Genomic DNA, 13,944 nt, shown 5'->3' with positions numbered 1-13,944 from the left:
TGTTGATGTGACGAGAGTTTTGACAAACGGTTGTGTCCCGTTTACTTTAAACGGGTGTTTGAAACTTTGGGTAGGGACATGGCCAATCGACAAACCACCAAGCATCGGATCCTGGATGCGGCGGAACGCCTGTTCGCCGAACGCGGATTCTCGGAAACCTCGCTGCGCCTGATCACCGGCAAGGCCGAGGTGAATCTGGCGTCGGTCAATTACCACTTTGGCTCTAAGAAGGAGCTGATCCAGGCGGTGTTGGCGCGCTACCTCGATCGCTTTATGCCGGCGGTCAATGAAGCCTTTATCGAGCTGGAGAAACAGCCGGAGATCGCCCTGCACGAGATCTTCGATGCCATGGTGCAGCCGATGCTGGATCTGGACGAGCTGCGCAGCCAGGGCACCGCCATCTTCCTGCAGCTGCTGGGACGGGGCTACATCGAGAGCCAGGGGCACCTGCGTTGGTTTGTCACCACCCATTACGGTGACGTGCTCAGTCGGGTTTCCAGCCTGGTGCACAAGGCGGCACCGCACCTGCCCCAGGTGGAGGTGTTCTGGCGTCTGCACTTTACCCTGGGCACCGTGGTGTTCACCATGAGCTCCTTCGACGCCCTCTCTGACATTGCCCGGGCGGACTTCGATCAGAACAACAACATCGAAACGGTGATCCGCCGCATCATCCCCTATATGGCCGCCGGTGTGGCGGCCCCGGCCCCCAATATTCAATCGAGTCTGATAGAGGAAGTCTCATGACACTGCTGTTTTTGATCCTCATTGCCCTGTTGGTGATCTTTGGTGTCACGGACATTCGACGACAGTTGATCTCCCGTCCGGCCTTCGCCTTTTTCAAACGGGTGCTGCCGCCGCTGTCCCAAACGGAGCGGGAAGCGATGGAAGCGGGCAACGTCTGGTGGGATGGCGAGCTGTTCCGCGGTGCGCCGGACTGGAACCAACTGCACAGTTACCCCACCAATACGCTGACCGACGAGGAGCAGGCGTTTTTGGACAACCAGGTGGCGACGCTGCTGGCCATGCTGGACGACTACCAGGTGGTGCAGGATCAGAAAGACCTGCCGCCGGCGGTGTGGGAGTACATCAAAAAGGAGAAGTTCTTCTCCTTTATCATTCCCAAGGAGTACGGTGGCCTGGCCTTCTCCGCCTACGCGGCGTCCAACATCGTTTCTCGCATCGCCTCACGCTCCATGAGCGCCGCGGTTACCGTGATGGTGCCCAACTCCCTGGGGCCCGGTGAACTGCTGGCCCACTACGGTACCGATGCCCAGAAGCAACAGTGGTTGCCGGGGCTGGCGGACGGCTCCGAAGTGCCCTGTTTTGCCCTGACCGCCCCCACCGCCGGCTCCGACGCCGGGGCCATCCCCGATACCGGCATCGTTTGCAAGGGGGAGCACAACGGCGAGGAGGTGCTGGGGATCCGCCTGACCTGGGATAAGCGCTACATCACCCTGGCCCCGGTGGCCACGGTGCTGGGGCTGGCGTTTAAGCTGCGCGACCCCGATGGCCTGCTGGGCGATCAAGTGGACATCGGCATCACCTGCGCCCTCATTCCCGCCGCCCATCCCGGAGTGGAGCTGGGCAACCGCCACAACCCTCTGGGCATGGCCTTTATGAACGGCACCACCCGGGGCGAAGAGGTCTTTATTCCCATCGATTGGATCATTGGCGGCCCGGACTACGCCGGCAAGGGCTGGCGCATGCTGGTGGAGTGCCTGTCTGCCGGTCGGGGGATCTCCCTGCCGGCCCTGGCCACCGCCACCGGCCACCTGGCCACCCGAACCACCAGCGCCTACTGCGGTGTGCGTCAGCAGTTCGGGGTGCAGATCGGTGAGTTTGAGGGGGTTCAGGAAGCCCTGGCCCGGATCGCCGCCAACACCTACACCCTGGAGTCGGCGCGCAAACTGACCCTGACCGCCATTGACACCAACCAGAAACCCTCGGTGATCACCGCCATCGCCAAGTACCACATGACCGAGCTGGGGCGCAGCGTCATCAACGACGCCATGGACGTCCACGCCGGTAAGGGGATCCAACTGGGGCCCAAGAACTACCTGGGTCACAACTACATCGCCTCCCCGGTCTCCATCACCGTGGAGGGGGCCAACATCCTGACCCGCAACCTGATGATCTTCGGTCAGGGCGCCACCCGTTGTCACCCCTACGTGCTGGCGGAGATGGAGGCGGTGGCCAACCCCGACAGCGAGGCCGGGCTCAAGCGCTTCGACAGCCTGCTGATCTCCCACATCCTCTACTCGGTACGTAACGCCGTGGTCTCCTTCGGCCATGCGCTGACCGGCTCCCGCTTTGCCGAGAAGCCGGTGGCCGGCCCCACCGGGCGACACTACCAGCACCTGGGTCGTCTCAGCGCCAATCTGGCGATCATGACCGACATCGCCATGATGGTGCTCGGTGGCAGCCTTAAGCGTCGGGAGATGATCTCCGCTCGTCTGGGGGATGTGCTCAGTCAGCTCTACCTGGCCTCCGCGGTGCTGCGCAACTACGAGATGGACGGTCGCCAGCAGGCGGATCTGCCCTTTGTGCACTGCGCCGTGGAGCAGGCCTGTCAGGAGGCGGCCAAGGCCCTGGAAGGGGTGATCCGCAACTTCCCCAACCGGCCCATGGCCTGGTTGTGCCGGGCGCTGCTGTTTCCCCTGGGCAACCATTTCAAGGGGCCGGACGATGCCCGCAAGCAGGCGGTGGCCCAGGCGATCATGGTGCCCGGTTGCCTGCGTAATCGACTGACCCACCTCTGCCCGGTGGACGGTGATCTGGATGACGGCATCACCGAACTGGAAGCGGCCTTCCTGGCTCAGCGCCAGGCGGCCCCGGCGTTCAAGGCCATCAAGGCGGCCCAGCGCAGTGGTGCGCTTGCCCGCGGTCCCATCAACGAAGCCCTGGTGGCCGAGGCGGTGGCGCAGTCAGTGCTGGACGCCGAGGCCGGCGAGCAGGTCCTGACCGCGCACACCCTGTGCCGTCAGGCCATCGACGTGGATGAGTTCGCCACACTCTGATTTCGAATGTGGCTTTAACAACACCGCCGTAATGGCGGTGTTGTCGTTTTGTGGACGCAGGGTGGCCTCAGGCGACGGGAATGATACGGGCCGGGGGTGGTGTAAAACCCCGATAACCTGGAAAACCCAACCTGGGTCTCACTGGAGTGAATCGGGGTAAATTGCCAGAGGCTGAAAAGCGTGCATTTTGTACATAAGTCAATGACATATAACGTATGTACGCTGCAGATGCGCTATTGACGGAACGTCATTTGCGAGTATTATCGGGGCTCATACTCAAAATAAAAAACCGGCAAGTTGATAGAGAGGCTTCACTGTGATCAACGTGTTATTGGTCGATGACCACGCCTTGGTTCGAACCGGGATCAGCCGGATCCTGGAGGACGAACGCGGAATCAAGGTGGTAGGAGAAGCCGAGGATGGCGAACAGGCGGTCAACTGGTGCCGCAAAAACGACGCCGATGTGGTCCTGATGGACATGAGCATGCCGGGGATCGGGGGCCTTGAGGCCACCCGCAAGATCCTGCGCTACAACCCCGATGCCCGCATCATCATTCTCACCGTCTACACCGAAGAGCCGATCCCCTCCAAGGTGATGGCCGCCGGTGCTGCGGGTTTTCTGACCAAGAACGCCCCGCCGGCGGACATGGTTCAGGCGATCCGGGTGGTGGCCTCCGGTCAGCGCTACATCGCGCCGGAGATCGCCCAGCAGATGGCACTCAAACCCTTCAACCCCGAGCGCAACCCCTTCGACGACCTGTCTGAGCGGGAGCTTCAGATCACCATGATGGTCACCTCCGGCCAGAAGGTGTCCGACATCTCCGAGCAGCTCAACCTGAGCCCGAAAACCGTCAACAGTTACCGCTACCGGCTGTTTGAGAAGCTCAAGATCAGCGGCGATGTGGAGCTGACCCGACTGGCGATCCGTTATGGTATGGTGGACTCAGAGAAGATCTGAGCACCCCCTTGATGAGTTCCGACACCTTTGATGCCCGAGCCTTCCTGCGCTCGGTGACCAGCGAACCCGGCGTCTATCGCATGTACGATGCGCCGGGGGGCACTGTCCTCTATGTGGGCAAGGCCAAAGACCTGAAAAAGCGCCTCAGCTCCTATTTTCGCAGCAACCTGCCCAGTGCCAAGACCCGTGCCCTGGTGGCGCAGATCCGCCACATCGAAGTGACGGTGACCCACACCGAGACCGAGGCGCTGATCCTGGAGCACGACTACATCAAGCAGTACATGCCCAGGTACAACGTGCTGCTGCGGGACGACAAGTCCTATCCGTACATTTTCCTGTCCGATCATCCTCATCCAAGACTGGCGTTTCATCGCGGTGCCCGACGGGCCAAGGGGCACTATTTCGGCCCCTATCCCAACGGCGGCGCGGTGCGTGAGAGCCTGCACCTGATGCAGAAGTTGTTTCCCATTCGCCAGTGCGAGGACGGCTTCTACCGCAACCGGAGCCGACCCTGTCTGCAGTACCAGCTCAAACGCTGTAGCGGCCCCTGCACCGGGATGATCCCGGATGAGGAGTACGCCCAGCAGGTGACCCTGGCCCGGCTGTTTCTCCAGGGCCAGAGCCAGGCGGTTATCGGCCAGCTGGCGGCCAAGATGGAGCAGGCCAGCGAGCAGCTGGCTTTTGAAAAAGCCGCCCAGTACCGGGACCAGATCCAGGCGCTGCGTACGGTGCAGGAGCAGCAAGGGGTGCAGGGCCAGCAAGCGGAGCTGGACGTCATCGGCGTGCACCTGGAGGGCGGCCTGGCCTGTTGCCACATGCTCTTCGTGCGTCAGGGCAAGATCCTCGGCAGCCGCAGCTATTTCCCCAAGTTGCCCAAGGACACCGACAGTGAGGAGCTGGTGAGCAGCTTCCTGTTGCAGTTCTATCTGGGCGGCGGCGAGGAGCGCCACATCCCCAAGGAGATCGTGCTCAACCTGGAGAGCGAGGAGTTGCCCGCCCTGGCGGAGCTGCTGAGCCAGCGGGGGCAGGGCAGGGTGGCCATCAAGACCCGGGTGCGGGGGGAGCGGGCGCAGTTCCAGCGCCTGGCGGCCACCAACGCCCGCAGCGCCCTGGCGTCGCGCCTGGCCCACAAGAGCACCGTGGCGGAGCGTTTTCGCCAGTTGGCCGAGGCGCTGGAGCTGGAGAAACCCATCCGCCGCATGGAGTGTTTCGACATCAGCCACACCATGGGGGAGAAAACCGTGGCCTCCTGCGTGGTGTTCAATGCCGAGGGGCCGGCCAAGCAGGAGTACCGTCGCTACAACATCCAGGGGATCACCCCGGGGGACGATTACGCCGCCATGACCCAGGCGCTCAAGCGCCGTTACGACAAGGTGGCCGAGGCGGACAATCTGCCGGACATCCTCTTTATTGACGGCGGCAAGGGTCAGCTCACCCAGGCCGAGGAGGTGATGGAACAGGCCCTGGCGGACACCGAACTGCCGCAACCGCTGATGGTGGGGGTGGCCAAGGGGGAGAGCCGAAAACCGGGGCTGGAGACGCTGATCCTGGGCTTTTCACGGGAGGTCATCCACCTCAAGGCGGACGCGCCGGCGCTGCACCTGATCCAGCACATCCGCGACGAGGCGCACCGCTTCGCCATCAGTGGCCACCGGGCGGCCCGGGGCAAGGCCCGGGGGCAATCGGTGCTGGAGTCGATCCCGGGCGTGGGGGCCAAGCGGCGTCAGCAGCTGCTCAAGTTTATGGGTGGGATGCAGGAGCTGAAGCGGGCCAGTGTGGCAGAATTGGCCAAAGTGCCGGGGATCAGCCCGAAGCTGGCACAAATCATCCATGATGCGTTGCGAACCTAAGGGCAAATACGGCATGATTGGCCCCCTGCACAGCTGCCGGGCCCGTCGATGAAACTGAATATCCCCAATATCCTCACTCTGCTTCGCCTGGTGATGATCCCCGTCTTTATCAGTCTCTACTACGTGCCGTGGAAATGGTCCTATCTGATGGCGGCCGGGCTCTTTGTTTTGGCCTCCCTCACCGACGCTCTGGACGGCTACCTGGCCCGCCGCCTGAACCAGTCCACCCCCTTTGGGGCTTTCCTGGATCCTGTGGTGGACAAGCTGATGGTGGCCACCGCCCTGGTGGTGCTGGTGGCGGACTACGACAGCATGCTGATCACTCTGGCTGCGGTGGTGATGATCGGACGGGAGATCGTGATCTCGGCCCTGCGAGAGTGGATGGCGGAGATGGGCAAGCGGGGGATCGTGGCGGTCTCCTGGCTGGGTAAGTTCAAGACCGCCGCCCAGATGGTGGCGATCACCGGTCTGATTGCCCACTTTACCCACCCGGTGCTGACCGACATCTCCATGGGGCTGCTCGGCGTGGCCACCTTCCTCACCATTTGGTCGATGTTCTCCTACATTCGGGCCGCCTGGGGGGACCTCACCCAGCACGGCTGAGGTCGGGCTGAACGGGATTTATCCGGGATGTGCCGCCTCCCTGAGCAAGGTGCTCGAAAAGGCGGCAAACGCGCTGTGGCGGGCGATTTGGCGGTTGACTTCACTCCGTAACCCCGTAAAATGCGCAGCGAGTTCGGGGGCAAACAGCTTTCGAGACAAGGGGTTAACCCCAACTTAAAGCGGCACTAGCTCAGCTGGTAGAGCGCAACCTTGCCAAGGTTGAGGTCACGAGTTCGAACCTCGTGTGCCGCTCCAAATTTCGGAGCAAACGGGTTTTTACCGGTTTGACAAAGTTTTAGGCGCGTTGGCAGAGTGGCTATGCAGCGGATTGCAAATCCGTGGACCTCGGTTCGACTCCGGGACGCGCCTCCATCTTCTCCGCCCGAGTGGTGGAATTGGTAGACACAACGGATTTAAAATCCGTCGACCTCTGGTCGTGCCGGTTCAAGTCCGGCCTCGGGCACCATTCCACAAGCGTGATGCGGTAACACTTCAAAGCTCAATCCTGTACGGGGTTGGGCTTTTTTGTTGTGCCTAGGCCATTGACCGGACTAGAGCCGGTCACAAGCGCCGGCCCGTCTTTAACGGGCCAGGGTTTCGCAGGCGTCCTGCACCCACTCGGCCAGTTCCGGGCGGGAGTAGGCCTTGTGGTAGACCAGGTAAGTGGTGATGGGACGATGGGGGAAGGGAAAGGGCTTGAGCTCAATGGGCAGCGCTTTGGACAGCTTGCGGGCCAGGGAATCCGGCATGGAGGCCAGCAGGTCGCTTTTCGACACCAGATTGCCCATGGAGAGGCTGTCGCTGATGATGGCGGCGATATGTCGGCCCTCGACGTTGATCCCCACCAGCTGCTGCCAGGCCTTGCGGAACACCGCCAGTTTCCACACCACGTGCTCCTCGCCGTAGTAGATGTCCGCGTTCAACTCCTCAATGCGGGGGTGACCCTGGCGGTGGATCACCCGAATGCAGTCCTCCAGCACCGGAATGCAGTGAAACCGCGGGTCCTCTAACGGGTAGAACACCAGAGCGATGTCCAACTGGCGCTTGGCCAACAGTTCGGTGACCCGGCCGGTGTCGGTAATGAAGTCGTCGGTTTCCAGCTCGGCACAGTGGACGGTGAGGCCCTTGGGCCGGCGATCACACTCGATCAGTGCGCCCAGCACCAGCGCCTCGTAAGCGGTGGAGATGGCGATATTCAAGGTATTGCTGGTGGCATCCGCCACCAGGCTGCGATGCAGATCGGTCAGGGCGTCCAGGTGGGGCTCTGCCGTGTTTGCCACCCGGGTGGCGGTGGCCGTTGGCGTCATATTGCGGCCGTCGCGGATCAGCAAGGGATCCCCCACCTGCTCGCGCAGTTTGTCCAGGGCCTGGCTGACCGCGGGCACCGAAATGTTCAGGGCCTTGGCGGTCTCGGTCAGGCTGCCGGTGCGCACCAGAAGGGTCAGCAGCTCCAGCTGCTGCAGGTTTTGGCTTCGTAAACGGTTCATCTTGGTTAAGGCGTCCGGGGCAAAATCTTAAGTTACGGCCAGCGGCGGGCCCGGGCAAGGGGCAGGGCGGATGGCTTAATTGTGAGTTAAGTATGGCGAATTTCAGGAGATTTCCGCAATCTGCCGCGCTTAATTCTCGATTAACTGTCTGGAACGAAGGGGAGCCATTAGGGTGTGCGCCGTTGTTTGAGCGGCAGGGCGGGCGCCTTGCCAACACCCTCAGGCCAAGGAGCGGCGCCTGATACCCAGAGACCTCGATGAACAAACTTACCCCGGCCGCCATAGCGGTCCTGCTGGTCAGCGGTTGCAGCAGCGACAGCGAACCCAGCCACACCCTGACCCTGAAATTTGATGCCCAGCCGGCGATGTCGCCGATGGCCGACTCCCCCTTTGCCGATAACCTGCGTGTCGACGGTTACCAACTGGAGCGCAATGGCCAGCTGGTTAGCCAACTGGGGGAATTCTCCCTGGAGGAGACCCTGACCCTGAGCGTGCGTGCCGGTGACCAGCTTCGGGTGCGCCACCAGGATCTCGGTGCCGACAAGGCGCAAGCGTTCAGCGAATTCTACAGCCTGGAGGGGCAGATTGAAGTAACTGAGGCGAGCCGGGAAGCGACCATGGTGATGGACAACCTGTCCTTTACCCTGGTGGCGATTGACGAGCGCCCAGAGCTTAGCCACGTGCTGCTTAACGACGACCTGCTGGCGCCTTCCGAAGGCGCCGTGCGTCATGGCTACGTTACCGGCTTCAACTACACCCTGATTGGGGTGGCCGACGACGACGCGGTGGGCGGCGCCAACAAGCAGCTGACCGCCCCGGATCATCTGCACCTCTACTACTTCGATGAAGCGGCCCAGGCTTGGAGCATGCTGGAGCAGGGCCTGACCCAGCCGAGCCTGCCCTTTGGCCACCGCAATCTCACCGTGCTGGAGCGGGACGGCGATCACTACCGCGCCGTGGCGCAGGACGGGGACAGCGAGATCTTTGCCCAGCTGCCCGCCCTGTCCATCGCCGAGGTGGACCTGACCATCAGTGTCCAGGCCGAGGGCGAGGTACGCGGTTACACCAACCTCTACCTGGAGGAGGCCGGCGCCAAGCGCTGTGCGACCTTGCTGCCCAGCGGTGAGGTCCAGCTGTACCCCAGCGCCTCCTGTGCCAGTGCCCAGGAGAAAGAGGTGTTTGCCAGTTACGACGAGCTGCGGTCGGTGTACCCGACGCTCCAGTTCAACGCCCGTTACTTCGAACCGCGTCGGGGCTTCCAGAACCTGTTCCACCGCCTGCCGGATGCGGCAGCGGGTGAGATCCTCGACATTCAGTTCCGGGTCGACGCCAAGGTACTGCCTGGCTGCGACTACCACCGGGTGGACAACGGCACCTGTGTGGGCAACCGGGTCTCCACCACCGACCACAGCCAGCGACTGACCGTGGGGGTCAAGCTGGTCGATGGCCTGAAGCTGACCGAACTGCGGGAGCCGGAAGTGGCGTTCTCCCGCGGCGGGGAGGGGGCCTTCATCAACTTCTACTGCAAGAAGTGGCCCGTGGGCGTGCGCTCCATCGCCTACACCCTGGACCAGGATTGGGAGAGCTTTGTGAACCAGCCGGCCAACCGCGGCTGTGAGTTGATGCCCTACCGCGGCCTGGAGGGCTTTGGCAGCCACGCCAACCTCCGCTCCGGCAGCACCACCAGTGCAGACCATGATGTCATTGTGGAGCAGTTTCGTTTCAAGCTGCCCAAGGGCAAGTGAGCCCAGACTGACGCGACGTAAAAAAGGGGCCGTAAGGCCCCTTTTGTCGTTGTGCTGGCCTTAACTGGCCTGAGTGTCGGCGATGTACTGCTCCACCAGACGCTCCAGGATGTTGAGCGGGACGGCACCGTTTTGCAGCATCACGTCGTGGAAGGCGCGCAGATCGAAGCGGTCACCCAGTTGGGTCTTGGCCCGCTCCCGCAGCTCCAGGATCTTGATCATCCCCACCTTGTAGGCGGTGGCCTGGCCGGGCATCACGATGTAGCGTTCGATCTCCGCCACCACGTCGCTCTGGGCCATGCCGGTGTTGTCGCGCATGTAGTCGATGGCCTGCTCCCGGGTCCAGCGCTTGTGGTGGATGCCGGTGTCCACCACCAGGCGCACGGCGCGGAACAGCTCCGCCTGCAGGCGACCGACGTTGTCAAAGGGGTCCGCCTGGTAACCCAGCTCCCAGGCCAGCTGTTCGCTGTACAGGGCCCAGCCCTCCACGTAGGCGGTAAAGGGGGACATGCGGCGGAAAAACGGCAGCCCCTCCTGCTCCATCCCCAGGGCGATCTGGAAGTGGTGGCCCGGGATCCCCTCGTGGTACGCCAGGGTACGCATGCTGTACTTGGGGGTGGCCTTGATGTCGTAGAGATTGGCGAAGAAGCGGCCGGGGCGGCTGCCGTCGATGGCCGGCTGCTGGTAGTAGGCCCCGGGGGAGGTTTTCTCCTTGAATTCCGGGATCCGCACCACCTCCATGCCGGCAGTGGGCCGGATGTTGAACGCCTGATCGATGCCGGCGTCGATCTCATCCAGGATCGCCTGGTAATCCTCGAGGATCTGCGCCCGGCCGGCGTCGCTGTCCTCGTAGTAGAAGCGGGAGTCCGCCGCCAGGGCGTCAATGGCCGGGGTGAAGCCGCCGCTGACATCGAAGGACTCGGCCGCCAGGATGGTCAGGATCTCGCCCTGGATTCGCGCCACTTCGTCCAGCCCCAGCTGGTGGATCTGTTCGGCACTGTAATCGGTGGTGGTGAACAGCTTCAGCGCCAGGGCGTAGGCTTCCTCGCCCTGGGGCAGGTGCCAGAAGCCATCGTCGCTGCCGGCCTGCTCGTTCAGCGCGGCGAAGTAGTCGATAAACAGCTGGTAGGCCGGGTGGACATGGTCGCGAATGCGGCGTTCGGCGTCTGCCAGCAGGCGTGCCTGGGCCTCGGCGGGGATCCCTTCGGCCTCGCTCAACTTGGTTTGCAGCGAGGTGTAGAGGATGTTCTCGGTGACCGGAGTGGCGACAAAGGCGTTCATCTCGGCCAGCACCCGCTCAATGACAAACTTGGGCGGGATGATCCCCTTTTCGGTGCGGATCTTGATGCCCTCCAGGTTCTGGGCAAACTTTTGCTCCACGGCGGTCAGGCGGGCCAGGTAGTGTTCGGCGTCCTCTTCGCTGCGCACCTGATGCTGGGCTTCCATAAAGCTGGGGTAACCGTTCTGCACCCCAAACAACTGGTTCACCGGGTAGTTGTGGTAGCGATAGGGTTTGGACTCTTCCGCAAAATCCAGTAGGTAGAGCGCGATCTCCTTGGACAGGCGCTCATCGGCGTTCAGACCCGCATCGTCGTACTCCAGCAAGGTGGCGCGGATCTCGCTGACCTTCTCCAGCAGTTCATCCCCCTTTTCGGGGCTGTCGTCATTGAGCTTGGCGTTGTGGCCGGTGATCCCCATCGACTCGAGAAAACCCAGGGAGGTGAGGGTTTCCGGGCTGTCGAAGGCGATTTTGATCACCTCGCGGTCGAGGAAGGCGCGAAACAGGAAGGGCTTCTTGGCGTACCACTCGTGGGCGGCGAAGCTGCCCCCCACCACCAGCACCGTCGCCAGGGCGATGCCACTCCACTTAAACAACTTCTTGATCATGCTGCAGTCCATGTAACTTAAAGGTTGCGAACAAGCTACCACTGCGTTACTGGCGATAAAAGACCAATTCGTATCAATACGTTAACTCAGGCAATGGGATTCCTGGCCTGAGTCTTCATTGGGCTTCCAGCCACAGTCGAACCGGATCCCCGACTCGGATCCACCCCGGCTGCACCACCCGGGCACAGAGTCCGCCGTGGCCCCGCAGGGCGTTGAAGCCGCCCGGCCCCAGGGCGGTCTCCATCTTGCTGCAGGGGGCGCAGGGGCGGGTGCCCTCGAGGATGACCTCGCCGATGGCGAAGCGTTGGTCCTTGAGCGCCAGGAGGTTGATGCCCCTGACCACCAGGTTGCGCCGCAGCAGGGCCGGGTCCAGTGAGGCCTGCCCCAGCAGGGCGGCCACCACCGAAAGGTGCTCTTGCTGTACCAGGGTGATCTGTCGAAGACTGCCGGGCCGGCCGCGAAAATGATCGCCCACCAGGCCCTGTTCGAGATGGATCTGCGCCTCACTGACCGACTGGGGAGGCTGGCCGCGCTCGGGGCGCAGCCCTATCCAGGTGAGCTGGCCCTGTTGGGGCAGGCGATTGAGCAGTGGCGTGAGGGACGAGGCCATGGCGAAGCTCCAGGGGGGTGTGGAGCAAGCTTAGCGTCAGTCGAAGGCCAGCAGGTACTCGCTGAGCCGGTCGCACAGGGTTTCACTGACCAGACCCAGGGGGTGGCCCTGGCGGTAGCACAGGTGGTACTCCTGCCACAGGTTGTGGCGGGGGGCCGGCAGTACCCGGGCGTCCCCCCGGCGCAGGCGGCCGGTCATCAGGGGGGCGGGCAACCAGGCCCAGCCAACGCCCTGATCCATCATGTCGCGGATCTGCTCGAAGCTGGACAGGCCGATGTAGTCGTCGCTGAGGCGGTGATCAGTGAGCAGATCCCCCTCCACGGCGCCGGTCAGGGTGATCTGGGTGCGCTGCTGCAGATCCTCCTCGCTGAGCCGGCTGCGCTCCGACAGGGGGTGCGTCTTGCTGGCCACCAGTTGCAGGCGCATGCGGCCCATGGGCTGTTGCAGCAGGTCCGGATGGGGGGGCAGACCCAGACCGAAGCCCAGATCCACCGCCCCGGAGGCCACCTGGCTGGGCAACTCCCGCGGCGAGGCCAGCACCAGGACGAAGCTGATAAGGGGAAAACGCGCCTTGAGCTCGACGATGGTGTCCCGCCACCAGGACTCCGGCAGGGCGTCGTCCCGGGCGATGCGGATCTGGCTCTCGGCGGTCTGCAGGTACTGCTGACAGCGGGCTTCCAGGCGCTGCTCGATCCCCAGCAGCCGTTCGCAATCCTCCAGCAGAGCCAGGGCCACCTCGGTGGGAGAAACGGCGTTGCCGCTGCGCTCGAACAGGGTGACCCCCAGCTGATCCTCCAACGCGGAGATGGAGAGACTCACGGCGCTGCGGCTTTGGCCCACCTGCGCCGCAGCCTGGGCCAGGGAGCCCATGCGCACGGCCAACACGAAATGGCGGATCTGTTTGGTGTTCATGGCGCCCTCCCAGGCAAAAACGCCGATTGCATAAAGCAATCAGCGTCAGAATAAGTTAACAAGCTTGTGTTGTCAGCCGGCTTAGCCGAGTTTGATCAGCACCACGGCAAGGATCATCACCACAATCCCGGCCCAACCGATGGGCTTGAGTTTGTGGCCCAGCAGCGCCTGACCCAGCAGGGCGGTACCCACGATGCCCAGGGCCCCCCAGGTGGCGTAGGCCACGGCCAAGTCCATCCCCTTGACCGCCTGAGCCAGCGCCGTAAAGGCGGACAGGATCAGCACGATGGTGGCCACCGCCCAGCCGCGGCGTTCAAAGCCCTCGGACTTGCTGGCGCAGAGGTTGGCGCCGATGTCGAGCAATGCGGCGACCAGAACGTATCCCATGTAGGCGTTGATCATGATGTGGCCTCCTCTTCGTGGTCTTCACCCAGGGTCACCATAACGATGCCCGCCAGCGCCAGTGCCAAGCCAATGGCGGTAATCAGCGACGGCACCTGGCTCAGCCAGAGGATGCCGACGACGGCAATCAGGGTGATCCCCAATCCTTCCCACAGGGCGTAGGCGATGCCGATGGGGATCCGCTTGGCGGCCTTGGCCAGGAAGTAGTACGAGGTGCCGATAAAGGCGTAGAGCGCGGTGTACTTAAGCCAGTTGTCTTCCACCATCAGGCTCATGACACTGGTGCCGGCCACTTCGGTAATGATGGCGATGGCCAGAAAGGCCCAATACACCCATTTGGTGTTCATCTTTCCTCCCAGAAAGCGTTTGTTCGTTGTTGACGGGAGGCATGATAGGGAGAGCGGGCCATTGCGGCATGTCGCTCAGCGTTAGCAATGCAAACGCTTGGGGTTTGGAGGGGCATAAAAAAGGCC

General features: G+C 62.8%; 12 protein-coding genes and 3 tRNA genes. 9 read left to right on the top strand and 6 right to left on the bottom strand.

Annotated elements, in window-relative coordinates; genetic code table 11:
• Positions 1–78 precede the first annotated feature (78 nt).
• The 8 genes from KUV81_RS07120 to KUV81_RS07085 all read left to right on the top strand — a co-directional run bounded on the left by KUV81_RS07120 (position 79) and on the right by KUV81_RS07085 (position 6,894).
• On the top strand, positions 79–744 hold the full coding sequence (locus KUV81_RS07120; protein ID WP_222543139.1) for a TetR/AcrR family transcriptional regulator: 666 nt from the start codon (positions 79–81) through the stop codon (positions 742–744).
• Positions 741–3,017 carry an acyl-CoA dehydrogenase gene (locus tag KUV81_RS07115; RefSeq protein ID WP_222543138.1) on the top strand — a complete coding sequence of 759 codons (2,277 nt, stop codon included), beginning with the start codon at positions 741–743 and terminating at the stop codon, positions 3,015–3,017. The genes KUV81_RS07120 and KUV81_RS07115 overlap by 4 nt, the downstream gene beginning before the upstream one ends.
• Before the next feature lie 316 nt (positions 3,018–3,333).
• Positions 3,334–3,975 carry a UvrY/SirA/GacA family response regulator transcription factor gene (gene uvrY, locus KUV81_RS07110; protein WP_222543137.1) on the top strand — a complete coding sequence of 214 codons (642 nt, stop codon included), beginning with the start codon at positions 3,334–3,336 and terminating at the stop codon, positions 3,973–3,975.
• 11 nt (positions 3,976–3,986) lie between these two features.
• Entirely contained in the window at positions 3,987–5,825 is a 1,839-nt protein-coding gene (gene uvrC, locus KUV81_RS07105; protein ID WP_222543136.1) for an excinuclease ABC subunit UvrC, read from the top strand.
• 48 nt (positions 5,826–5,873) lie between these two features.
• Positions 5,874–6,428, top strand: coding sequence for a CDP-diacylglycerol--glycerol-3-phosphate 3-phosphatidyltransferase (pgsA, locus tag KUV81_RS07100; RefSeq protein ID WP_222543135.1), 555 nt, complete (start codon positions 5,874–5,876; stop codon positions 6,426–6,428).
• A gap of 179 nt (positions 6,429–6,607) precedes the next feature.
• A tRNA-Gly gene (locus tag KUV81_RS07095) sits at positions 6,608–6,683 on the top strand.
• Between the two features lie 43 nt (positions 6,684–6,726).
• A tRNA-Cys gene (locus KUV81_RS07090) sits at positions 6,727–6,800 on the top strand.
• 8 nt (positions 6,801–6,808) lie between these two features.
• Positions 6,809–6,894: transfer RNA gene (locus KUV81_RS07085), tRNA-Leu, on the top strand.
• A gap of 115 nt (positions 6,895–7,009) precedes the next feature.
• On the opposite strand, the gene KUV81_RS07080 is transcribed toward KUV81_RS07085, so the two are convergent.
• Positions 7,010–7,915, bottom strand: a complete 906-nt coding sequence (locus KUV81_RS07080; RefSeq protein WP_222543134.1) for a LysR family transcriptional regulator — start codon at positions 7,913–7,915, stop codon at positions 7,010–7,012.
• A gap of 257 nt (positions 7,916–8,172) precedes the next feature.
• Between KUV81_RS07080 and KUV81_RS07075 the strand changes: the two genes are divergently transcribed.
• A complete protein-coding gene (locus tag KUV81_RS07075; RefSeq protein WP_222543133.1) occupies positions 8,173–9,660 on the top strand; it encodes a hypothetical protein in 1,488 nt (495 codons plus the stop codon).
• Positions 9,661–9,720: 60 nt separating this feature from the next.
• Here the strand turns inward: KUV81_RS07075 and KUV81_RS07070 are convergent, their stop codons facing one another.
• The 5 genes from KUV81_RS07070 to KUV81_RS07050 form a co-directional block, all read right to left on the bottom strand.
• A complete protein-coding gene (locus KUV81_RS07070) occupies positions 9,721–11,547 on the bottom strand; it encodes a DUF885 domain-containing protein (RefSeq protein WP_222543132.1) in 1,827 nt (608 codons plus the stop codon).
• 115 nt (positions 11,548–11,662) lie between these two features.
• On the bottom strand, positions 11,663–12,157 hold the full coding sequence (locus KUV81_RS07065) for an MOSC domain-containing protein (RefSeq protein ID WP_222543131.1): 495 nt from the start codon (positions 12,155–12,157) through the stop codon (positions 11,663–11,665).
• Between the two features lie 36 nt (positions 12,158–12,193).
• Positions 12,194–13,069 carry a LysR family transcriptional regulator gene (locus KUV81_RS07060; RefSeq protein WP_222543130.1) on the bottom strand — a complete coding sequence of 292 codons (876 nt, stop codon included), beginning with the start codon at positions 13,067–13,069 and terminating at the stop codon, positions 12,194–12,196.
• Between the two features lie 81 nt (positions 13,070–13,150).
• Positions 13,151–13,471 carry an SMR family transporter gene (locus KUV81_RS07055; RefSeq protein WP_222543129.1) on the bottom strand — a complete coding sequence of 107 codons (321 nt, stop codon included), beginning with the start codon at positions 13,469–13,471 and terminating at the stop codon, positions 13,151–13,153.
• On the bottom strand, positions 13,468–13,818 hold the full coding sequence (locus tag KUV81_RS07050) for a DMT family transporter (protein WP_222543128.1): 351 nt from the start codon (positions 13,816–13,818) through the stop codon (positions 13,468–13,470). The genes KUV81_RS07055 and KUV81_RS07050 overlap by 4 nt, the downstream gene beginning before the upstream one ends.
• Positions 13,819–13,944 lie beyond the last annotated feature (126 nt).

Origin of the sequence: Ferrimonas balearica, assembly GCF_019802085.1 — a bacterium.
Taxonomy (GTDB): domain Bacteria; phylum Pseudomonadota; class Gammaproteobacteria; order Enterobacterales; family Shewanellaceae; genus Ferrimonas; species Ferrimonas balearica_B.
Note: the sequence above shows the minus strand (reverse complement) of the source record. Positions and strands in the feature narration are given on the sequence as shown.